The 21,279-nt window shown below is 53.9% G+C and carries 23 protein-coding genes, 1 tRNA gene and 1 pseudogene; 15 read left to right on the forward strand and 10 right to left on the reverse strand.

All coding sequences use genetic code 11. The annotated features are described in order from the left end of the window. Positions 1–59: 59 nt before the first annotated feature. The 4 genes from EV12_RS06580 to EV12_RS06595 all read left to right on the forward strand — a co-directional run bounded on the left by EV12_RS06580 (position 60) and on the right by EV12_RS06595 (position 4,170). The gene (locus EV12_RS06580) at positions 60–1,538 is read left to right on the forward strand and encodes an ammonium transporter (RefSeq protein ID WP_036913609.1); all 1,479 of its coding nucleotides are present in this window, start codon (positions 60–62) and stop codon (positions 1,536–1,538) included. Positions 1,539–1,644: 106 nt separating this feature from the next. Then, positions 1,645–2,841, forward strand: coding sequence for a 4-hydroxy-3-methylbut-2-enyl diphosphate reductase (locus EV12_RS06585; protein ID WP_036913612.1), 1,197 nt, complete (start codon positions 1,645–1,647; stop codon positions 2,839–2,841). Positions 2,842–2,903: 62 nt separating this feature from the next. Beyond that, positions 2,904–3,536, forward strand: a complete 633-nt coding sequence (locus tag EV12_RS06590) for a DUF1997 domain-containing protein (protein WP_036913613.1) — start codon at positions 2,904–2,906, stop codon at positions 3,534–3,536. A 73-nt stretch (positions 3,537–3,609) separates the two neighbouring features. Then, positions 3,610–4,170 carry a DoxX family protein gene (locus tag EV12_RS06595; protein WP_241466538.1) on the forward strand — a complete coding sequence of 187 codons (561 nt, stop codon included), beginning with the start codon at positions 3,610–3,612 and terminating at the stop codon, positions 4,168–4,170. Positions 4,171–4,211: 41 nt separating this feature from the next. Here EV12_RS06595 and purH read toward each other — a convergent pair whose 3' ends face one another. Then, complete coding sequence (purH, locus tag EV12_RS06600) at positions 4,212–5,765, reverse strand: bifunctional phosphoribosylaminoimidazolecarboxamide formyltransferase/IMP cyclohydrolase (RefSeq protein WP_036913617.1); 1,554 nt, start codon at positions 5,763–5,765, stop codon at positions 4,212–4,214. A 60-nt stretch (positions 5,766–5,825) separates the two neighbouring features. Between purH and EV12_RS06605 the strand changes: the two genes are divergently transcribed. Next, complete coding sequence (locus EV12_RS06605) at positions 5,826–6,431, forward strand: alpha/beta hydrolase (protein ID WP_036913620.1); 606 nt, start codon at positions 5,826–5,828, stop codon at positions 6,429–6,431. 15 nt (positions 6,432–6,446) lie between these two features. Here EV12_RS06605 and EV12_RS06610 read toward each other — a convergent pair whose 3' ends face one another. Continuing rightward, the gene (locus tag EV12_RS06610) at positions 6,447–6,815 is read right to left on the reverse strand and encodes a DUF3155 domain-containing protein (RefSeq protein ID WP_036913890.1); all 369 of its coding nucleotides are present in this window, start codon (positions 6,813–6,815) and stop codon (positions 6,447–6,449) included. A gap of 430 nt (positions 6,816–7,245) precedes the next feature. On the opposite strand from EV12_RS06610, the gene EV12_RS06620 reads away from it, so the two are divergent. Then, positions 7,246–8,385: a sensor histidine kinase gene (locus EV12_RS06620; protein ID WP_036913625.1), complete on the forward strand. Its 1,140-nt coding sequence runs from the start codon at positions 7,246–7,248 to the stop codon at positions 8,383–8,385. On the opposite strand, the gene cobS is transcribed toward EV12_RS06620, so the two are convergent. Next, the gene (gene cobS / locus EV12_RS06625) at positions 8,345–9,127 is read right to left on the reverse strand and encodes an adenosylcobinamide-GDP ribazoletransferase (RefSeq protein ID WP_081939905.1); all 783 of its coding nucleotides are present in this window, start codon (positions 9,125–9,127) and stop codon (positions 8,345–8,347) included. The genes EV12_RS06620 and cobS overlap by 41 nt on opposite strands. Positions 9,128–9,219: 92 nt before the next feature. Between cobS and tgt the strand changes: the two genes are divergently transcribed. Both tgt and EV12_RS06635 read left to right on the forward strand, forming a co-directional pair. Beyond that, entirely contained in the window at positions 9,220–10,338 is a 1,119-nt protein-coding gene (tgt, locus tag EV12_RS06630) for a tRNA guanosine(34) transglycosylase Tgt (RefSeq protein WP_036913628.1), read from the forward strand. Between the two features lie 30 nt (positions 10,339–10,368). After that, positions 10,369–10,512: a photosystem II reaction center protein K gene (locus EV12_RS06635; RefSeq protein ID WP_011131230.1), complete on the forward strand. Its 144-nt coding sequence runs from the start codon at positions 10,369–10,371 to the stop codon at positions 10,510–10,512. A gap of 14 nt (positions 10,513–10,526) precedes the next feature. On the opposite strand, the gene EV12_RS06640 is transcribed toward EV12_RS06635, so the two are convergent. From EV12_RS06640 to EV12_RS06655, 5 genes are all read right to left on the reverse strand, one after another. Further along, on the reverse strand, positions 10,527–11,270 hold the full coding sequence (locus EV12_RS06640; RefSeq protein ID WP_036913631.1) for a WecB/TagA/CpsF family glycosyltransferase: 744 nt from the start codon (positions 11,268–11,270) through the stop codon (positions 10,527–10,529). Between the two features lie 179 nt (positions 11,271–11,449). Continuing rightward, positions 11,450–12,454 carry a Gfo/Idh/MocA family protein gene (locus tag EV12_RS06645; protein ID WP_036913896.1) on the reverse strand — a complete coding sequence of 335 codons (1,005 nt, stop codon included), beginning with the start codon at positions 12,452–12,454 and terminating at the stop codon, positions 11,450–11,452. Positions 12,455–12,490: 36 nt separating this feature from the next. Further along, positions 12,491–13,774 (reverse strand): hemolysin family protein, encoded by a 1,284-nt coding sequence (locus EV12_RS06650; RefSeq protein WP_036913634.1) that lies wholly within the window; start codon positions 13,772–13,774, stop codon positions 12,491–12,493. Between the two features lie 15 nt (positions 13,775–13,789). Next, a tRNA-Ile gene (locus tag EV12_RS13665) sits at positions 13,790–13,862 on the reverse strand. Between the two features lie 12 nt (positions 13,863–13,874). Further along, positions 13,875–14,489: a hypothetical protein gene (locus EV12_RS06655; RefSeq protein ID WP_036913637.1), complete on the reverse strand. Its 615-nt coding sequence runs from the start codon at positions 14,487–14,489 to the stop codon at positions 13,875–13,877. Here EV12_RS06655 and pyrE point away from each other — a divergent pair. From pyrE to EV12_RS14640, 5 genes and pseudogenes are all read left to right on the forward strand, one after another. Next, positions 14,489–15,079, forward strand: a complete 591-nt coding sequence (pyrE, locus tag EV12_RS06660) for an orotate phosphoribosyltransferase (protein ID WP_036913640.1) — start codon at positions 14,489–14,491, stop codon at positions 15,077–15,079. The genes EV12_RS06655 and pyrE overlap by 1 nt on opposite strands. Continuing rightward, positions 15,076–15,927, forward strand: a complete 852-nt coding sequence (gene ygfZ / locus EV12_RS06665) for a CAF17-like 4Fe-4S cluster assembly/insertion protein YgfZ (protein WP_036913643.1) — start codon at positions 15,076–15,078, stop codon at positions 15,925–15,927. The genes pyrE and ygfZ overlap by 4 nt, the downstream gene beginning before the upstream one ends. Before the next feature lie 239 nt (positions 15,928–16,166). After that, on the forward strand, positions 16,167–16,673 hold the full coding sequence (locus EV12_RS06670) for a hypothetical protein (RefSeq protein ID WP_036913646.1): 507 nt from the start codon (positions 16,167–16,169) through the stop codon (positions 16,671–16,673). Positions 16,674–16,675: 2 nt separating this feature from the next. Beyond that, positions 16,676–16,744: pseudogene (locus tag EV12_RS14945) on the forward strand (hypothetical protein); the annotation flags it as partial. 105 nt (positions 16,745–16,849) lie between these two features. After that, the gene (locus EV12_RS14640; protein ID WP_036913648.1) at positions 16,850–17,104 is read left to right on the forward strand and encodes a hypothetical protein; all 255 of its coding nucleotides are present in this window, start codon (positions 16,850–16,852) and stop codon (positions 17,102–17,104) included. 181 nt (positions 17,105–17,285) lie between these two features. Here EV12_RS14640 and EV12_RS06680 read toward each other — a convergent pair whose 3' ends face one another. Then, entirely contained in the window at positions 17,286–18,791 is a 1,506-nt protein-coding gene (locus EV12_RS06680) for a TM0106 family RecB-like putative nuclease (RefSeq protein ID WP_036913650.1), read from the reverse strand. A gap of 53 nt (positions 18,792–18,844) precedes the next feature. Between EV12_RS06680 and EV12_RS06685 the strand changes: the two genes are divergently transcribed. Together EV12_RS06685 and rdgB are read left to right on the forward strand one after the other, a co-directional pair. Then, positions 18,845–20,308: a phosphoglucomutase/phosphomannomutase family protein gene (locus EV12_RS06685; protein ID WP_036913652.1), complete on the forward strand. Its 1,464-nt coding sequence runs from the start codon at positions 18,845–18,847 to the stop codon at positions 20,306–20,308. Next, a complete protein-coding gene (gene rdgB / locus EV12_RS06690; RefSeq protein WP_036913654.1) occupies positions 20,305–20,937 on the forward strand; it encodes an RdgB/HAM1 family non-canonical purine NTP pyrophosphatase in 633 nt (210 codons plus the stop codon). Before EV12_RS06685 ends, rdgB begins: the two co-directional genes overlap by 4 nt. On the opposite strand, the gene EV12_RS13670 is transcribed toward rdgB, so the two are convergent. Next, positions 20,845–21,279 carry a mechanosensitive ion channel gene (locus EV12_RS13670; RefSeq protein ID WP_036972752.1) on the reverse strand — a complete coding sequence of 145 codons (435 nt, stop codon included), beginning with the start codon at positions 21,277–21,279 and terminating at the stop codon, positions 20,845–20,847. The genes rdgB and EV12_RS13670 overlap by 93 nt on opposite strands.

A 21,279-nucleotide genomic window follows, 5' to 3' on the forward strand; every position in this document is an offset into this window, starting at 1 on the left:
GTTTCCCCTTTGAGCTATCACAAAGCTTTCCAGCTCGTTTTGCAGATCTGCTTCTTCCAATGACAACTGCTCCGCTTCCGCCCTCCAGGCGGCGCACGGTACGCCTCCAGGAGGCCAGTCTCCTGGAGGGGCCAATGCTCCTCCTGCGCAGTATCCGTGGCTTCAGCTCCAATCGCTCACTGACGTGGCTGGCTTGCGTGCCCTTGGCTCTTTTCGGCCTAGGACTCTTCAACCTCTCGGCCCATGCCGCCGAGATGCCAGAACTGAATGCTGCCTTCCTGGCCAACAATCTCTGGCTTCTGGTTGCAACGATTCTGGTGATCTTCATGAATGCCGGCTTCGCGATGGTCGAAGCAGGAATGTGTCGTCAAAAAAACGCGGTCAACATCCTCGCCAAAAACCTATTTGTCTTTGCCCTAGCGGTAACGGCTTACTGGTTCATCGGCTATTCGCTGATGTACGGCGATCCTGTTTCGGCAGGATGGCTCTATTTCAACGGCCTGTTCTTTGATCCTGCTGTAACCCCTGAACTGATCAGCGAAGGAGGTCTTGTCCCAAGCGTCGACTTCCTCTTCCAAGCAGCCTTTGCAGGCACCGCTGCCACCATCGTCTCAGGACTCGTTGCAGAGCGCGTCAAGTTCGGCGAGTTCGTGGTGTTCTCCCTAGTGCTAACTGGTTTCATTTACCCAATCGCCGGCAGCTGGGAATGGAACGGGGGCTGGCTCAACACTGCCTTTGGCGAAGGCGTTGAATTCATTGATTTCGCAGGCTCCTCGATCGTTCACTCCGTCGGTGCCTGGGCAGGTCTGGTAGGAGCAATGCTGCTCGGTCCCCGCATCGGCAAATTTGTCGGTGGCAAGGCCCAAGCGATTCCAGGACACAACATGTCCATCGCCACCCTTGGCGCCCTAATCCTCTGGATCGGCTGGTATGGCTTCAACCCCGGCTCCCAGCTCGCCATGGATCAATGGGTCCCCTACGTGGCTGTAACAACCACACTCGCGGCTGCAGGTGGCGCCATCGGCGCAACGATCATTTCCACCCTCTACTCCGGCAAGCCTGATCTAACGATGATCATCAACGGCATCCTTGCCGGCCTAGTAAGCATTACAGCGGGTTGTGGCAATCTCACGCTGGTAGGGGCCTGGCTTGCAGGCCTAATCGGTGGTGTCATTGTGGTGTTCGCGGTCTCAGCCCTTGACTCTTTAGGCATCGACGATCCAGTTGGAGCTTTCTCTGTCCACGGCGTCTGTGGCATCTGGGGAACCCTCGTGATCGGCCTTTGGGGCTTTGACATCCAAGGTGATGGTTCCGCCCTTGGGCTATTCGTTGGAGGTGGCGCAAGTCAGCTTTGGGCTCAATTTGTAGGCTGCGTTGCCTACGCCATCTGGACCGTGGTGACCTGCTGGATTGCCTGGTCTGTCATCGGCGCACTGTTTGGAGGTATCCGCGTCACGGAAGCCGAGGAAATCGAAGGTCTTGATATCGGTGAGCACGGTATGGAGGCTTATCCCGACTTCGCCTCAGCCGGCAACTAAAACCTGATCGACAACCTGAATCCCATTAAGCCCGACCCAGTGCCGGGCTTTTTTTGCTTCAAAAGTATTGAGCTGCCCATAGAGTCAGAAGATTGCGGCTGCCACGATGGATACACAAGCTTTCAAACGCTCGCTACACCACTCTGAGCGTTACAACCGTAGGGGCTTCGGGCGAGCCAACGAAGTCGCCAGCAACCTTGAGAAGGCCTACCAAAGCAGCCTCATTGGCTCGATCCGAGACAACGGGTATGTGCTTCAACATGGCCGACTACAGGTGAAATTGGCTGAGGCCTTTGGTTTCTGCTGGGGAGTAGAGCGAGCAGTTGCGATGGCCTATGAAACCCGGAGGCACTACCCAAGCGAGCGCATTTGGATTACCAACGAAATTATTCACAACCCTTCAGTGAATGAACACTTACGCGAAATGGACGTGCTGTTCATCCACGCTGAAGAAGGTGTTAAAGATTTTTCCTGCGTCAGTGACGGCGATGTCGTAATCCTGCCCGCCTTCGGTGCCACTGTTCAGGAGATGGAGCTACTTCATGAGCGTGGCTGTCACATCATCGACACCACTTGTCCATGGGTCTCCAAGGTGTGGCACACCGTAGAGAAACATAAGAAGCAAGAGTTCACCTCAATTATTCATGGCAAGGTGAAGCATGAAGAGACCTTGGCCACCAGCTCCTTTGCAGGGACCTATCTGGTTGTTTTAGACCTTGATGAAGCCCAACTAGTCGCCGATTACATCCTGGGCCAAGGAGATCGTGCTGCGTTCATGAAACGCTTTGCCAAAGCATGCTCTGCAAACTTTGACCCAGATCAAGATCTCCAACGCCTTGGGGTGGCCAATCAGACCACCATGCTGAAAAGTGAAACCGAGGAAATCGGTCGTTTATTCGAGCGCACCATGCTCAGGAAATATGGCCCAATCGAGCTCAATAAACATTTCCTTTCCTTCAACACCATCTGTGACGCCACAGAGGAACGGCAACAAGCAATGTTCTCGCTAGTTGATGAACCTCTAGATCTCCTGGTGGTGATTGGCGGTTTCAACTCATCCAACACCACTCACCTACAGGAAATCGCCATCAGCCGAGGAATCCGATCCTTCCACATCGATACCCCAGAACGTATTGGTGATAACAACAGCATCCAACACAAGCCACTGGGAGAAGATCTGTTCATCGAAAGTAATTTTCTACCTGCTGGGAGCGTGAATGTCGGCATCACCTCCGGAGCCTCAACACCCGATCGAGTGGTTGAACATGTGATTCAGAAGCTGATCGACCTAACCACCGACTGAGCAACATCCTGGCTTTACATTTGTTAATATCCCCGGCTAACCCCAGCCAGGGATGACCATCCGTGCCGCCCTTGTCGATACCTGCCGACGAATACCTGCGCCTCAGCAACAAATCACAGGTCCGTTGCTATCGAAGTCATTTTTCCGATCGCATGGAGATGCTTGCGCCGCCAAAAAGCGTGGCCGTATATCTTGACCACCATCAAGGCTGGTTTCAACGCTGCGCTGCACCCATGGAGGTCAAGACCCTCGATGATCAGTCCTATCTCCTGACCCTTGGTCGATTCGGAAATTTTGGCTTTGAAGTGGAGCCTTGCATCGGCCTAAAGCTGCTTCCACAGCAGCAAGGGCTCTACCAAATCATCAATGTGGACCTAACTCATCAAGATCAGCCCCTTTGTGATCATTACGATGTGGACTTCAAGGCTGGGCTGAAACTTGAGCCATCAGAAACAGAAGCCAGCAAAACTGTCCAACAAACCACCATCGTGAACTGGGATTTGGATCTTTCGGTGTGGATCCAACTACCGAAAGTGATCACCCTGCTCCCGGATGGTCTTGTCCAGACAAGTGGTGACCAGCTGCTGAGGCAAATCGTGCGACAAATCTCGCGACGACTCACCTGGAAGGTTCAAGAAGACTTCCATGCCACCCATGGACTGACCTGCCCACCACGTCGCCATGCAGCTTTCTGAGCAGGTCAACCCTGTTATCGCCTTGATCTGCAAACCCATTCTCTAAACTGATCACCTGCAATCCATGGTGATGATGGCCGGCTCCGAAACCCCTAAAGCAAAGGGATCTGACTCTGACTTAGGACCTCAAGCCAGTACATCGTCAGAATCGATTAACTACTTCTCCGAATTTGGAATTCTCATACTCCGGCTGGGGATCAGCATTTTGATGGTCCACAACGGATTAGAGAAGCTCCAAAATCCAGAAGGATTCTCGGAATTTGTCATCGGCCAACACCTTGACTTCTTACCAGGCGACCCTCTGCTCTGGACCTATGCAGCAGCTTTAACAGAAATCATTTGTCCAATTGGAATCGCGTTCGGACTTGCTACTAGGCTCTGTGCGCTGGGCCTTCTATCGACAATGGCTTTTGCGATTACATACCACTTATTTGATACTGGCCTGCAAGGCTTCCCCTTCGCCGTGGTCGAAAACCATAGCTATGCCTTTGAATTGTCTGGTGTTTACGCCACTACTTTCTTTTACTTCCTTTGTGCAGGGCCAGGGCGAATTTCACTGGCAGCAAGGAACAAAGCCAAAGCAAATTCAGTCAGAATGAAACTCATCAAGGAAATCAATAAAGTCAAAATATAGGGCAACAAAGTAGCTCTATATTAGCTTTGATTATTACTAACTTAATGCAAGAAGTGGCGCTTTCCGGTTAACACCATTGCAAGACCAAAATCATCGCAAACAGCGATTGAATCTCCATCACGCTTGCTCCCACCAGGCTGGATCACGGCACGGATGCCATGGCTAGCCGCCAAGCGCAGCGTGTCGTCAAAGGGGAAGAAGCCATCACTAGCCAAAACAGCACCCCTGGCCTGATCGCCAGCTGCATCAAGGGCTAGACGCGCCGAGCCGACCCGGTTCATCTGTCCAGCTCCAACTCCGAGACTCTGACCAGCACGAGCCACCACGATGGCGTTAGAGCGCACATGTCGTACCAGGCGCCACGCAAAAGTGAGATCATCATTTTCTTCAGCAGTAGGCGAGCGTTTGCTGGCCACAGTCCAACTGGTGGGGTCAATCGATTGATCGTCCTGGTCCTGCACCAACACCCCGCCGAGGATGGTGCGAATGTGATCATGACCAGCCGCATCAACGGCGCCTGGAGCCAGTTCCAACAAGCGTAAGTTGGCCTTGCTGGCAAGAATTTCCCGAGCTTCTGGGTCAAAGCCTGGTGCCACAACACACTCCAAGAACAAACTGGTGAGCTCCCGAGCAGTCATGGCATCCACCAATCCATTCAGAGCCACGATCCCTCCAAATGCACTCACCCGGTCAGCATCCAAGGCACGCTTTAAGGCCGACGCCACACCAGTGCCAATCGCGACGCCACAAGGGTTGGTGTGCTTAACCACCACGGCAGCATCTTGAACAGCTCGATGAGCCCCATCCATGCCATATCCAAACTCCCGAACAGTGGCCAAGGCAGCTTCCAAATCAAGCAAATTGTTGGTACTGAGCTCCTTGCCCTGCAACTGAATGGCACCGCCCCAACCCTGCTTCGGAGCGCTGTACCAAGCCGCCTGCTGATGGGGATTCTCGCCATAGCGCAGCCTCTGCCTAAGGGGAATAGCCTCAAGCCATTGGGAAGCTTGCTCGGTCAGCCGCTCGCCCATCCAATGGCTGATGGCCACGTCATAGGCGGCCGTGTGTTCAAAGGCTTCAAGGGCCAGCTCGCGACGGAGCTGGCCATCCACACCATCACTTAAAGCCACTAGGAATCTGTCGTACTGATCCGGCCTAGTGAGCACAGTCACATGCGCATGGTTCTTTGCCGCCGCTCGCACCATGGCGGGGCCACCGATATCAATATTCTCAATTGCGGTTTCCCAACTCACCTGCGGATTGGCCACTGTTTCCCGAAACGGGTAAAGGTTCACCACCACCACATCAATAGGAGGGATCTGATGCTTCTCCAGATCGGCCTCATGATCAGGATCGCCCCGCATCGCCAAGATGCCTCCATGGACACGAGGGTGCAGAGTCTTCACCCGTCCTCCAAGAATTTCCGCAGCACCTGTGTGCTCAGCAACCCGCGTCACGGGCAGACCGGCCTCCTCCAGCACTTTGGCTGTGCCACCACTGGAAAGAAGCTGAAACCCATGAATGCGATGCAAGGATTCCGCTAGAGGCACAATCCCATGTTTGTTTGAAACGCTCAACAAGGCGATGGGAGCCATGGCAGCAGAGACGAAAGCATTCCGTGGGCCAACCTACGCAGCAGCGATACAACCCCTGCCGTGAACGAAAACCTTCTCCGCGACATTCCCAAAGGTGCTTACTACAGGCTGGTGCTACTGCATGGCTGGGGTGCAGATGCAGACGATCTGATGCCCCTTGGCCGAGAGCTCTGCCAAGCCATCAAGCCTCCCGTAGAACTAGTGGCTCTACGAGCACAACAACTTCATCCTCAAGGTCTGGGTCGGCAATGGTATGGACTCTTTCCAAGCGACTGGAAAGCCGTTCCTGATGCGATCTCTCAACTTCAGGCTCGTTTGAAAGCCCTGGAAACCCCAGAAATTCCTCTACAAAGAACGGCTCTGCTGGGTTTCTCCCAGGGGGGAGCAATGGCCCTGGCCAGTGGTTGTGACCTACCTCTAGCAGGCCTAATCGGCTGCAGTGCATACCCACATCCAAATTGGGTAGCTCCAAGCATTCGCCCCGCTGTGCTTCTCCTGCATGGGCGCCAAGACGACGTAGTTCCCTACTCCGCCTCTGAACAACTCCTCAAAAGCCTAAAAACAAGCGGATTTGAGACGGCATTGGTGAGCTTCGAAGGGGGCCACTGCATTCCGGGAGAACTAATCCCCCGGATTCAGCAAGCTCTGATCTCCTGGTTCCACTAATCAATCCCGATCTCTTCAAACGAAGGCGTACTCGTACTCCTCGATCTCCTCCCAGTCGTCTGAAGTCAGTTCAAGACCCTCAAACATGGTCTCTTCCCCAACGGAGTCAACGATCAAGCGCAAAGAAGGGAAAAGAAAATGATTCTCTTCAGCGTACTGAGCACTAAACAAGCCTTTCTCGCCCCAGAAAAAGCGATCAGTGGTGTGCTCGTTACGACGAACATTAAGGATCGCCGGTGAGATCAAACCAGATTCGGCGATATAGCGACGAGCTGCCGTCACAGGCTTGTACTCACCGGTTTCGAGATGGAAAGTAGGCACATGAGCCAACACCCGTTGACCAGCCAGTCGTCTGCGGCTGATCCGCTTGCGCTTCTTAGACATAAACGGGAAACTCCTGTATAGGAGTGCGATGGAGAGGGGAACGGGGCGGCTTAGAACCGTCCAGCAGATGGTGCTCAAACAAGATGCAAGAGCTTGGCGATGCCCAAATGTCAGCAAGCCATACTCGGGGCATCGCAGCACAGCCACAACACCCTGAGGGATCACTTTCAACATGACCGGCCGAGGCCGAGGATCCAACAAAGGACGCATCTACCTCTGCTGTAGCTTTGGTGACACGATTTGTGCAACCTCTGCTGTGGCTTTGGTGACACAATTTGTGCAACCTCTACCTTGTCCGACCTTGAGCTACAGCCTCTGGACGAGGCTTTCCAGCAAATCGGCGGTCAAATTTTAATACTTTTTTCAGAATTTTCAAGGTGCAATTCATATCAGCCTCTTGGTGTCGGTGTCCAGAGGCACATCGGTCGCCATGAAGCTGTCAAACCGCTTCCTCAATCTGGTGAAGCAACAACTCAGCAGCTTCGAAGCGGAGGCTCCACTAGAGAAGCTTGTGGTCTATATCGCTCAAGCAAGAGACGGGCGCGCGCCCAGCCTGGAAGCCGTAAGTCAGTGGCCTGCCACAGGGAACAAATCCCTGCCACCTGTAGAGGCAGACCCTGAGCTTCGTGCACCCTCTCCTGATCGACGCTGGTACCCGCTTCAAGAAGGAACGATCCTGCTTGGAGTACTCAGAGCCGAAAAGCCCCTCTCTTCGCCATCCTGGCCCACCCGCCTAGACCGACGGCTGCTTGCTACTGCGAGTGCCATCACCCATTGCCTCAGTCTTGAGCTTGAGCGCGCCAGGCTGCTTGATGAGCTAGCCGAGCAACGTGAACAAATCAGCCTGATGGTGCATCAACTGCGCAATCCGCTAGCCGCGCTTCGAACCTATGCCCAACTCTTGATGAAGCGCCTAGAGCCCGATAGTCGTCACCGCACCTTGATTAAGGGTCTGCTGAGCGAGCAAGCACAACTAGATCGCTATATCTCCAGCCTCGACCAAATCGGCCAGGACAATCTGCCAATACAAGCAAGCATCAAGGCCCCATTGCTGCTGCCTCCATTACTGCCACAAGCCACTGATCTCACTATCAGATCCTTACTAACACCACTGATCGAACGCGCCATAGCCACATCAGCCTTGCAAAAACGTCCTTGGCATGGACCCAGCCAGTGGCCTGCCTGGACTGAAGAGCTACGTCCTTCAGGAGATGGAGTGGTCGCTGAAATCGTGGCCAACCTGCTGGAGAATGCTTTCCGCTATAGCCCTGCAGGCCGCCCTATCGGCCTGTGCCTGCGACAAGACGGAGTATGCGTCTGGGATGGAGGTGAACCCATCAACAAGCAAGACCGTGAACTCATCTTCAGCAAAGGCATTCGAGGCCAAAGCAGTGGCGATCGCCCCGGCAGCGGCCTTGGCCTCGCCCTAGGACGCCAACTGGCTGAAGATTTGGGAGGTTCGCTGCAACTGATCACCTCGCCAGCAAACCTTGATCCAGCCCTTCCCAGCGAAGGGAATGCCTTTCTACTCAGCCTGCCGGCAGTAACACCGCCAGCAACAGAAGCGTGACTGTTTCCACCAGCACGACTGACGCGCCATAAGAATCCCCGCTATGCCCACCAAGACGACGTCCAAGCACTTCAGGCACTAAAAACGCCGGCAAGACACCCACACCAATTCCTGCCATCAAAACCATCTGACTGGGCCACCCCACGATCATGAGTGAAGGGACAACCGTTAATGCCAAAAGCAGCACTAAGAATGCTGGCAATGCTTCCTGCCATCCCTGGCGATAACGACGATGAAAGGATGCGGTGCCAGCCTGACCCTCACGCAAGTAAAAGAAGCGCGCCATTGCCCAAAGCGGCGCACAACGCCCCCAAAAGGCAGCAATCAGCAAAGCCAAAGGGGCTAGGGAACCAAGCCGAAGTAGGGCTGCAATCTGAAGTAAAACCACCACAAGTAGAGCCTGAACTCCACTAGCTCCAACACAGCTGTCATCCATAGCCTGCAGACAGCGCTCACGACCAGCCGCCAGACCATCGGCCGTGTCCATCAACCCATCAAGGTGAAGACCACCCGAAAGCCAGGCACCCAGCCCGATGACCAAAAGTGCCACTGCCGAGGTCGGCCAATCGGCACGAATCAAGACAAGCCAAAGCAAAGACTGCAGTCCTCCCAGCACCAATCCGATCCAAGGAGCAAAGCGAGCAATCCGTTCAAAGCGTGGCTTCAGCCCTGGCCAAGCAGGCAATACGGAGTAGAAGATCCATGCTCCAGCCAAATCCCGGAGCCAAAGTGGAGCGCGCAAGATCTCCAACCTCCAGTCAAAGGCAAAGTCCAACGTAGGGTCATGATCGGCCTGGTGCCCTCTGGCGCTGGAGTATCGCCGTAGCACTAGCCGTGTTTGATTTTCAGATCAACGCCCACTGTTCACACACACGTGCTCGCGTTGGCTGCTTCCGCACTCCTCATGGTTCTGTCAACACACCTCGTTTCATGCCTGTGGGCACGCTGGCAACGGTGAAAGGCATCACAGCCACTCAACTGGCCGACACCGGAGCTCAGATGGTGTTAGCAAACACCTATCACCTCCATCTTCAGCCAGGCGAGGGGATCGTGGCAGATGCCGGTGGCCTACATCGCTTCATGGGCTGGGACCGCCCACTGCTTACCGACTCAGGTGGCTTTCAGATTTTCAGCCTGGCAGACCTGAATCGTATTGATGATCACGGGGTCGTTTTTCGCAACCCTCGCAATGGCAGCCAGATTGAACTCACGCCAGAACGAGCCATCGAAATTCAAATGGCCCTTGGCGCTGATGTCGCTATGGCCTTCGACCAATGTCCCCCATACCCAGCCAGCGAAAGCGATGTGGAGGCTGCCTGTAAGCGCACTCATGCATGGCTGGAACGCTGCTCAAACACCCATCAGCACACAAGCCAAGCCCTATTCGGCATTGTTCAAGGAGGATGTTTTCCCCACCTCAGAGAGCAAAGTGCTCATATCGTTGCCAGCTTTGATCTACCTGGCATTGCCATCGGTGGCGTCAGCGTGGGTGAGCCGGTTGAAGACATTCATCGCATCGTGCGCCAGGTTTCTCCTCTGCTTCCCCAGGATCGCCCCCGCTATCTGATGGGGATTGGCACCCTTCGAGAAATAGCGATTGCAGTTGCAAGTGGTATCGATCTATTCGACTGTGTGCTGCCTACCCGCCTGGGAAGACATGGCACAGCACTTGTCGCTGGCGAGCGCTGGAATTTACGCAATGCCCGCTTTCGTGAAGATCACACACCCCTAGATCAAAGCTGTGCCTGTACAGCCTGCCGCCATCACAGCCGGGCTTATCTGCATCACTTAATTCGCAACGAGGAGCTCCTAGGGCTCACGCTTCTAAGCCTGCACAACCTCACCCAGCTGATCAGATTCACCTCAGCGATTAGCCAAGCAATTCAAGATGACTGTTTTTCAGAGGATTTCGCTCCTTGGCAACCGGACTCAGCAGCACATCACACGTGGTAACGTCCATGAAACGCAGCTGAGCAACTAGGGATGGCAGCCTTCACTCTCGATCTGATGGCCCAACTGCCAGAGGCCTATCAGGCCTACGCTCCAGCAGTGGATGTTCTTCCACTCATCCCCATTTTCTTCTTCCTGCTTGTCTTTGTTTGGCAAGCATCTGTGGGCTTCCGCTGAAGCATTCATTTCAATCAACGCTTTTTCCCTCGCCGCCATACCTCCCAGACGAAGGTAGGCAGGCAAAGAATGCGATTCCATCGGCTTGGCTCTTGGCCCAACCGATAGAGCCATTCGAGCCCTAAGTGACACATCCACTGAGGGGCTCGCTTTTTCATGCCAGCCCATACATCGAAGCTTCCCCCAACACCCATCCAGAGGCCTGGGCATGCCCGCCTTACGCGCGGTATCCATGTTTCTTGACGGGGAACTCCTAGTGCCACAAGCACAAGATCAGGATGCAACGCTCTCAACTTGGCTTCCATGCCAGGCCAAGCATCTTGGGGCTGATAGCCATGCGAAGACATCACAAGTCGCAGAGCAGGCAGATCTTGCTTCAGGAATTGCCTCAAACGATCCATGACCTGCGGCGTTGCTCCCACTAGTGCCACCTTCCAATCATGAGCCTCTGCATAGGCAAGTAACGAACGTGCCAGTTCAATGCCAGGGCTGCGCGGCACCACAACTCCCTGACGCCTCAGCGCCCAAACCACGCCAATCCCATCTGGGATGACTAGATCTGCCGCCGCAATGGCATCACCTAGCCTCGGGTTCTCCCTAGCCGCCATCGTCATCTCCGCATTAAGCGTGACGATCTGGCCACCTCCACGAGCATGCAAACCAATGGCTGCAGCCTGAACATCGCGGCATGCGTCCACTGGCACACCTAGAACACTTCGACGGTATTGATCGCTCGGTGCGGTGCTGGTTGATTCCATCAGCAAGACAACTGAGGTTGAAAATTTAGTTCTCTAAACCTTGAACGCAATCGATGGAGTCCAGAGCCCAATCGCCACAAGCAAGCGAATGGAGCAACAGCCGATTTGCAAAGAAGCCCCTGAAAAAGTAGCGCTGTGCGAGCCGGGAGGGTTGGTTGGACTGATGTGTTCCTAACGACTCAGATGGGCTCCTCCAATGAAAGCCCCATGCCGGGGTGTTCGACGGCATGTTCAATCAGGTCAGCCAAACGCAGCGCGCGCGAAGCCTGCTGCCCATCCACCGCTGGTGTCTCACGACCTCGCAAACACTGAAGAAAATGCTCCAACTCGGCATAGAGAGGCTCAATAGAAGTCGTGCTGACCTCTTCGATAAAACCGTCATTGCGATACAACAACTCACCGTGATCGGCTGAATACCACTCATGAGCACGACGATGGATATGCAGGGTGTGATTAAGGAAATCAGTCTCAACAAGACTTCCCCGACAATGAGCACTGAGACTGCGAATTTTGCGGTGGCTCATCTTGCTAGCCGTGAGGCTCGCCACCACACCATTGCTGAAGCCAAGCGTGGCATTGACGTAATCGATCGGACCCTCGGCAGTGCGGCCCCCTGCAGCAGCAAGACCTACCACCGGAGCACCCGCCAGCTCAAGAACCAAGTCGAGGTCATGAATCATCAGATCAAGCACCACCGACACATCATTGGCTCGGTCTCCATGAGGGCTATGGCGACGAGCCTCAAGAACCACCACCTCCTCATTTTCCACCACCTTGATCAACTCTCGAAAGGCAGGGTTAAAGCGTTCAATATGGCCAACCTGCAAGAGCCGTCCAGCCTTATTAGCCGCCACAATCAATGCGGATGCCTCCTCCTGACTGGCCGCAATCGGTTTTTCGATTAACACATGCAGGCCTGCCTCCAAGCATGCCTGCCCGACCTTGTGATGGAGCAATGTCGGCACAGCAATGCAGACAGCTTCGACCTCGCCTAGCAAGCTGTGGTAGTCAGGAAACCAATCACATCCAAACTGTTCAGTCGCCAGCTGACCACGCTCAGGATCGGGATCAGCGACTGCCACCAGCTGCGCATCCTTAAGCAGACTGAGCACACGGGCATGATGCCAACCCATATTGCCAATCCCGATCACACCGACCTTCACCGGAACCATGGGATCGGTCATCGGCAGGCCATGGCGCATCGGGGAAATTATCAACGATCATTCCTCAGTGTGATCGTGACTGGGAAGAATCAGTCGCACACGCTCGATACGAGGACCCTTCATCGCCACGATCTCGAATTGCAAACCATCGCAGCGCAAGGCCTCTCCAGCAGAAGGGATGTGTTGCAACTTTTCAAGCAGAAAGCCAGCCAAGGTGTGATGGCCATCAGCTTCAGGCAAGTCCAGATTGAGCTGTCGATTGAGCTCAATGATCTCAAGATCCCCTGCAACCATCCATGTGTCTGACTGACCCTCAATCAGCTCAAGATCCGGCTCGTCGTCGTCAGCATGGGGCTCATCGCCCACGATCTCACCAGTGAGATCGGCAGCTGTAACCAAGCCTTCGGTACCGCCATGCTCATCAACGACAAGCAGTAGGGGCTGTCCACTTCGGATCATCGGCAACAATTCAGCCAAAGTGCTCGTCTCAAGAACCCTTGCAGCTGGTTGTAAAAAAGGTTCAAGCGGAGATTCTGCCTGCAAAGCACCCCGGGAGATGGGTTCCGCCAACCGACGTAAATCAAGCACACCCCTGACATCATCTAGGGACTGACCGATCACTGGAAAGCGCGCATGGCGGGTGCTATGCACCACTTTCATCAGTTCAGCGAAGCAGACCCCAACAGGCAAGGTGACCATGCCAGAACGTGGCACCATCACCTCTCTAACTTGAGTGTCGCGCAAGGCAAAAACACCTTCAAGGATGTTGCGCTCATCAGGACGAAGGCCTGTTACACCACCAATTTCGATCAGAGACTCCAGCTCACCAGCAGAGAGAGCAGGAACGAGAGAATCCCAATGTGCATTCAAACCAACCAGCCGCAACATCATCGAAGCGACAGCTTCCATAAGTGCCAAAAGGGGAGCAAGCACACGCATCACCATCTCCAACAATGGAGCGAGGTTTAGAGCTGCAGCCTCCGGACGATTCAGCACCCAGGCCTTAGGAAGAAAACCAGCCAACAAGGTGGCCAACACCACAAGCAGCAGAAAAAGCCCCCCGTCCAACCAGCGACTAGCAGGATCAGCGAGAGGCCACCAGCGATGTCCAACACCACGGCCAACCCAGCCCAGGGCTACCAACGCCAGCATTCCACCCAGTTGAGACACCATCAACGCCCTCCTCAAACGGCGCTGAAGACGATGGACGGCGGAAGCTCCGGGTTGCTGCTCTTCCACTAAAACCTGTACCCGACTAGGCCGCAGCCGCAACAAGGCAACCTCTCCAGCCGCGAAGAAAGCCGGTAGAACCAGCAATACAGCCAGGAAAAGCAACCTCATTGAATGAAGAAAATATGGGGGTCGCGAGGATCGAACTCGCCTTAGGCGAATTATGAGTTCGCTGCATTCACCAGATTGCTAGACCCCCTCAATCACGGATCTACCACATGCCACGGATAGGAGTGAAGGCCTCAGGCGCCACATTCATCTCAGGACCATCCTCCACCATGACAATTTCTGAAGGAACATCCCCTGCAAGGCTGTTATCAAACCCGCTGGAGATATCAACAGTTCGCCAAGGTAGGGAAGGGCTCTGCTCTTCTAGAAGCACCTGATAGGTGTTCTGCACAGCAGAACTATCCCAGATGATCGTCTGATCAGGGAAACCAAATCCCATCAAGCGATTGCCCTCATGACTCGCCACAGCGATGCCGAGCATATCCGTGAGCTGATGAAGCACATCCACACCCCTGGCATAAGGAGCAGTCCAACTGTAAAAACGACGTTCGATTAAGGCACCAGTGGATTCCAACGGCCCACATTGGCTCACCTCCACAGGGCCCTTTGACGACTGGTTGGCATCCGGTGCTTCAAGAGTCGTGGTGCAAACCACAGGCCTCGCCCAGGCCAAACCGCCACCCCATCCAGTGACTGCCAATGGTGTCACCAGGGCCAAACCAAGCATCCTTAGCTTATGGAAGGACACCCAAGCCATAACTGCAAAAAACACGACTACGCGCAAACTAGGCAATGAATCCTTAACGCACCAGCCCAATGAGCCCTCTTCCCCCATCGGCGGAGGCCTGCCGCGATGAGCTGCTCAACCGGCTAGCGCGAGAGGCCTACCGCCATGGAGACTTCACCCTGGCCTCTGGTCGCCAAAGCAACCACTACGTGAATTGCAAGCCCGTGAGCCTAAGTGGATCGGGTCTAGAGCTACTCAGTCTTGCTCTACTCGAACATGTGGAGCCTGATGCTGTTGCTGTAGCTGGCCTTACCCTCGGCGCGGACCCGCTAGTAAGTGCAGTTGCCATGGCAGCAGCACAAGCGGAACGCACTCTCAATGCTCTGATCGTGAGAAAGCAAGCCAAAGGCCATGGCACCGCTGCTTGGCTTGAAGGTCCACTACCTCCCAGCGGTGCACGCATCACCGTTTTGGAAGACGTTGTCACCACAGGCGGATCGTCACAAAAAGCAGTGCAGCAGCTGCGTGAGACGGGCTATCTGGTGACACGCGTCGTCACGATCGTCGATCGACAAGAAGGTGGTAAAGAGGCCTTGAATGCTGCTGAGTTAGAGCTTGTCAGTTTGTACCAGCTCAATCAGGTCGCTGAGCGGGCCAGACAGCTGGAGACAGAGACATGAGCAACGCGATCAAGCAACGCTGGGACGCCCTTAAACCCCTATTGAGGCTGGAGGGTTCTGGTAGTCGAGACTTTCTTCACGGCCAGACCAGTGCCGATCTGCTGGCTGCCGAAACAGGCTGCCTGCTTCGCTGCTGCTGGCTCACCGCCACAGGAAGAGTGCGGGCGCTGTTGGAGATTCGCCTGGATGACAATGGTGCAGATGTGCTTGTTCTCGCCGGCGATCACAACGCAGTAGCCACGGGATTTGAACAGGTGATCTTCCCTGCAGATCAGGTTCGTCTGCAGCCCATCAACACAATTAGACGACTACAGAGACTCGACCAACTCAAACAGGAGCAAACTCCTGAGGTGATCTGGCTGCTGCCAGACGAACCTCTGCCAAAACACTGGGCTGCGATGGAGCAAGCCAATAAAGAGCAAGTAGAACGCTGGCGGCTCAAGCAAGGATTCCCCCTTGAACCTGGTGAAATCAATGGCGACACCAACCCATTTGAGCTTGGACTTGCAGCATGGGTGAGTCTCAGCAAAGGCTGCTACTTGGGGCAAGAAACTTTGGCCAAATTGGCCAACAGCGGTGGCATCAAACAACAACTGCGCTATTGGCAGACAGATAGCCCGCTTGCCGTAGGCCAGAAGCTGATTACTCGTCAACCAAAGGAAGGCGCCAGCAATCGCGCCGGAGTGATCACTTCAGCGATGCAAGACCCAGAGTCAACAGGCAGTCTTGGCCTGGCCTTGGTGCGCCACCAGTCGCTAGCAGAGCCTGAACTGTTTGAGGAGGAAGACTCAACAAAAGTGTGCCTCTCCATTCCTAGTGGATTTGAGCCTCCATCAAGGAGTGACTAGGGACACCCAGATAACTTTACAGAAGGGAACTCTGCAAAAACACTGACATATAAATTGCCACTACATAAGTGCATGTATAGATATAGAACATGCACTTATTTGCCGCGATTTCTTTGAGATTTATTCTTGAGCCTATGTAAATAGGCTGTTGCACTTTTGCTATAGCCATATACAATCTATTTATTCAATATAATTCACACAATAGTCCTCATATTTCGAGCGGAGAAGCGATTGGCGACTTGTCAGCTGATGCAATTAAAGACATACTGCAAACTGATAGCTACACACTCCAGCCGGTAACAGGTGGCTTGTCTGGCGCAAAACTTTATAAAGTTTGCGTCGATGGCCATGATTATCTTATTCGCCATACTTCCGGCATTTTTGGGAGCAAAGAAATTCACCAAGAATTTTACATTCAAGAGTTCATGAGCAATAAGCAAATTACACCTAAAGTTTATTACAGTGATTCCAATTTAGGCATTATTGTAATGGATTTCATTGAGAATACACTGCCAAAAGGTCGTAGTCCAAATATATTAAATAATATACCAAATGGTCTAGATAAGATCATTAAACTGATGAGAACATTGCATAAAACTCCACGTGAGGATAAAAACTTATCTTACCGGATAGCTCAAGACTACATTGCTTATAGTTTAGCAAATACTCCTCAAGACTTTTTGCAGACTGCTTATGTTGAAATTATCAAATCCTATGCCAAAAGGAATGGCCCCTGGATCAATTAGTCATTACACATAATGACTTTAGATCAGATAATCTACTTTTTAATCAACAATTTCAACTAATAGACTGGGAGCTTTCTGGGCCAAGTCACCCTCTATATGATTTAGCATATTTTAGCAATTATCAAGCTATTAGCCAAGATGAAAATTCCGACATTTTAAGCCTATATCTTGAACGCATGCCGCGAGAAAATGAGCTTGGTACTTTTAAAACTTTAAGAGGATTTGCATACGTATTTAGCGCCATATTATGCTTACCCGGCCTTGCTGCAGAGGGCTTCAAGACTTTGAATGATTATTACCATCATCTGACTAACGATACTATACGGCAAATATGGGACAAGGTTGATAATGGCGACCTGGATATCAATAATGACATGGATGAGTTTTCTATCTCAATGAGATTATTAGCAGAAGCAAAAGAATACTTATAAATTGCAGCCCAAGCCAATATTGCCAGTATTAGAGCGATCCAGGCCACAATGACAAGCAGGCATATTCTGTAGCAGTGAAGTTCACTAAGTTTTGGCCTTTAGAGAATAGGCAACATGGTGAATTGTCTAGCTAAAGATATACAGCCTTTACTAAGGAGCGCCTAAGGATTATCTGAGGGTGCTAAGTGCCCGTATTGCTTAAACCAGCTTCATCTTGTTTCAACAGCTCGTCTTGCTTCAACAGCCATGCCGCCACGGCCCAAGTAGCGAGACAATCATCGTGGTTGTAATCAAAGATCCAACGCAAGGAATAGGAACTGCCCCGATCTTGAAGACCTGAGCCACGCCACTGGCGCCACCAAAGCAGAGCTCGAGCACCATCGACCCCCACCTGACGCCAACAAAATCCCAGCCAACTAGCCACGCACTTCAACCCATAACTGTTTAAAGGCAATCGCCAATAACGCCGCACCCGATCGTGCACATCAATCATGCGCTTGCTCAGAGCACTCAACTCAGCCTCGTCAGCTCCCTGCCGCTGAGCCATGCGGCGAAGAGCCAGAGACTCCGTTTCGCCGTAATGCATCACTGGCCAGTCGGGATAACTTTTCAGCATGCGTTGCAGCCGCTGCCAGCAACGTGCCTCGCCGTGCTCATAAAGCACCAGAAAAGGGTGATAATGCGCTCCCTCTAAATCCCAACTGCCATCTGGCCTGCGGCCCAGCCGGACAAAACCATGTAGAAAATCATCGCGAGCATCTGGATCAGATTCGATGTCGTACAACAACACCCCAGGGGCAGTGGCCAATTCCGGCAAAGCTGATGCGGAGTCCAACCGCTCATAACGACCATCCCGCTGAGCCCGGGCCTGAGCGACAAGCTGAGGAGCTACCTCCCCGTGCTGCTCGCCGAAATGTTGCAAACGACTTCCGAGTTCATTCGGATCGGCTGCCGCTAACTCCTGCAAACCAAGGATCCCCAGTTCCTGAAGCATCTGCCGTCGACGAGTCCCGATACCGCTCACCTCACTGAGATGTCCCTCTGCAGCAGCCACGGCATTGCAAACACCCCGCCAGGAACACAACTTGCACTTACGCCGATCAGCAACCAAAGGCGGAGGCTCGCTCAGCTCGAGGTCGGCGGCCAACTTGACCAGTACTTCCTCAAGCTGCCGCTGCAGCCCCCCCAACAATGAAACTCGCTCCATGTGAAGACTCCGACCAGCTCCAGCTAGAGCCAATCCTTCAGGCACGGGAGCCGACTGCAGCGGTGCCAATAAACGACCAGCAAGGGCCAAAGCCAAGCGATGCTCTCTGGTCAATCGTCGACCCTGACGTGCAAGCACCGGTCGGTAAGCAAATGCCCCCCAACGACTTTGCCCCTCGACCCTCTGCAGCAATGGAGGATGGGCCTCCAATAACTGCCCCGCAGGACCAACCCCCTTAAGCCTCAGCCCCACCACCCCTGGGCATCCTTGACTGCAACCGTCTAGACCCCTGCATGGTTTGCGCGGCAACAAAGCAACAAAGTTGCGCTGCTGATCATCGAGTTGCAGAGTGCGGTGAGCAGTCCAAAGCCGTTGTTCTCCATCGCCATAACGGTCTAACCAAGCCCTACGACGACAGCGCAGCCAACTACGCAGCAAGCGATCAGTCAGAACGTTGGCAGCGAGAGGGGTGGCACCCATCAGTCGACGTTACGGCCCCTGCCTGCTAGATCCAGTCCATTAGTTGATCATCTATGGCATCGGCCCCCCTGCCGCTGGCCGCGGCCCCCATCCACTTCGGTACAGACGGTTGGCGCGGGGTAATCGGCGTTGATATCACAATCGAAAGGCTGTTAACCGTTGCAGCAGCAGCAGCACAGGAGTTGGCCTATCGCGCACCCACAGAACTCAAGAGCCGCAAAGTGATCATCGGCTACGACCGCCGTTTCCTAGCTCCGGAAATGGCAGAAGCCATTGCTGCCGCCGTGCGCGGCTGTGAGCTGGAGCCCTTACTCACCGAAACGCCTGTACCTACTCCTGCCTGCAGCTGGGCAGTCGTTCAGCATCAAGCCCTTGGCGCCTTAGTAATCACAGCCAGTCACAATCCCCCGGAGTGGTTAGGGCTGAAAATCAAAGGCCCCTTCGGGGGCTCTGTTGAAGGTGATTTCACAGCCGCCGTTGAACAACGGCTCACAGCTGGTGGGATCACCGTGCCGATCGATAAAGGTACTGAGCGCTTCGATTGTCGCCGGGAACACCTGGAAGGACTCAGAAGCAAGCTTGATCTTGAAACGCTCAAAGATGGTCTTAAAACAATAGGCCTGAAGGTGATCGTTGATCCCATGCATGGATCCGCAGCGGGCTGCATCAGTGAACTGCTTGCCCAGGACAACGAAGACTTCGTCCAGGAAATCCGCAGTCAACGTGATCCCCTCTTCGGAGGCCATCCTCCCGAACCCCTGGCTCCCTATCTTCAAGAGCTGATCGCGGCCGTGCGAGCTTCCAGCGATGCTGGCCAGGACGCCGTAGGGCTTGTGTTTGATGGCGACGGCGACCGAATCGCAGCCGTGGATGAAGCTGGCAACTTCTGCAGCACCCAACTGCTGATGCCCCTGCTGATCGATCACCTCGCCCGAGCCAGACAACTGCCAGGCAAGGTTGTGAAAACCGTGAGTGGCTCTGACCTGATGCGTCTGGTTGCTGAGGATCTAGGCCGGGAGGTGCTGGAACTGCCGGTTGGTTTCAAATACATCGCAGCAGAAATGCTGACGGGTGACGTCCTGATAGGTGGTGAAGAATCAGGGGGGGTGGGCTTCGGGATGCACTTGCCTGAGAGGGATGCCCTCTTCGCAGCCCTGCTTGTACTGGAAGCACTTGTGGAGGGAGGGCAGCCCCTCGGCGCACGCATGAAAGCCCTGCAACAGCGTTGTGGGGGAGTCAGTTTTTACGAACGCTTCGATCTACGCCTTGCTGACATGGACTCGCGACAACGACTAGAAACTCTGCTCGAGCAAACCCCTCCAGCCACAGTTGCTGATCAACCTGTTCAAGACGTGATCCGTACAGATGGCGTGAAATTTCGACTTGGACCTAGCCACTGGTTGATGCTGCGTTTCTCCGGCACCGAACCCCTGCTAAGGATCTACTGCGAAGCTCCCAGCAAGGCAGACGTCAAGGCAGCTCTGAACTGGGCAAAGCAGCTCGCAGAACGAACATGAGCAACAGTGAATTACCAGAGCGGGTTCTGGTGATCGCCAGCGGCAATGCTGGCAAAATCCGTGAGTTCCGTCAGTTGCTGTCACACCTGCCGCTCAGCGTGCAAGCCCAACCAGAAGATCTTGCGGTAGAAGAAACAGGACAGACCTTTGCTGAGAATGCACGCATCAAGGCCCTGACAGTCGCTCAAGCCACGGGTCATTGGGTCTTAGCCGATGACTCGGGATTAAGCGTTAATGCCCTAAATGGAGCCCCTGGGGTGCACTCCGCTCGCTTTGCCGACAGCGATGATGCACGAATCGCTCGGCTGCTCTTCGAGCTAGAAGAAGCAAAAGCTTCAGACCGAAGCGCCCAATTCACAGCGGCCCTGGCAGTTGCCGACCCAAGTGGAAAGATCCAGATAGAAGTGGCGGGAAGCTGCCCCGGCATGATTCTGAAAACGCCCCGAGGGGAAGGAGGCTTTGGCTACGACCCAGTGTTCTACATGCCAGAAGTAGGCCAAACCTTTGCTGAGATGGACAAGGCAATGAAAGATCGCTTAGGCCATCGTGGCCGTGCCTTTAACGCTCTTAGACCAAGGCTGAGCCAGTTGATTTGCGGCCCGTCTGAATCGCCAGAGGCTCTGGGGTGACGAGGTTAATGCCTGCAGCGAAAAAGCATCTTGAACCGAAGCAAGCAAATTGGCGCGGGTGAGAAGACCGTAAGCCTCTACTTTCTCTACCCCCACGTTGATCTCATAAGAGAGGCAAAAACGCTCAAGAGCAACCTGTCTCACCTCAGGATTGGGATCTTTGCAAACACCAACTGTGCCCAGAACCGCACCAGCCAAACAATCTCTAACGACTCGCCATGGCACCTCCAAGTCCACATGGACCTTCACAGCAAGCGCTACCGGCTGCTGCCGTTCGCGTCGCTTCAGGCTGTAATTGATCACAGCTCCATTGAGAACAAAGGAATTGGGCCAACTAATCAC

Origin of the sequence: Prochlorococcus sp. MIT 0701 (genome assembly GCF_000760295.1) — a bacterium.
Lineage (GTDB): Bacteria > Cyanobacteriota > Cyanobacteriia > PCC-6307 > Cyanobiaceae > Prochlorococcus.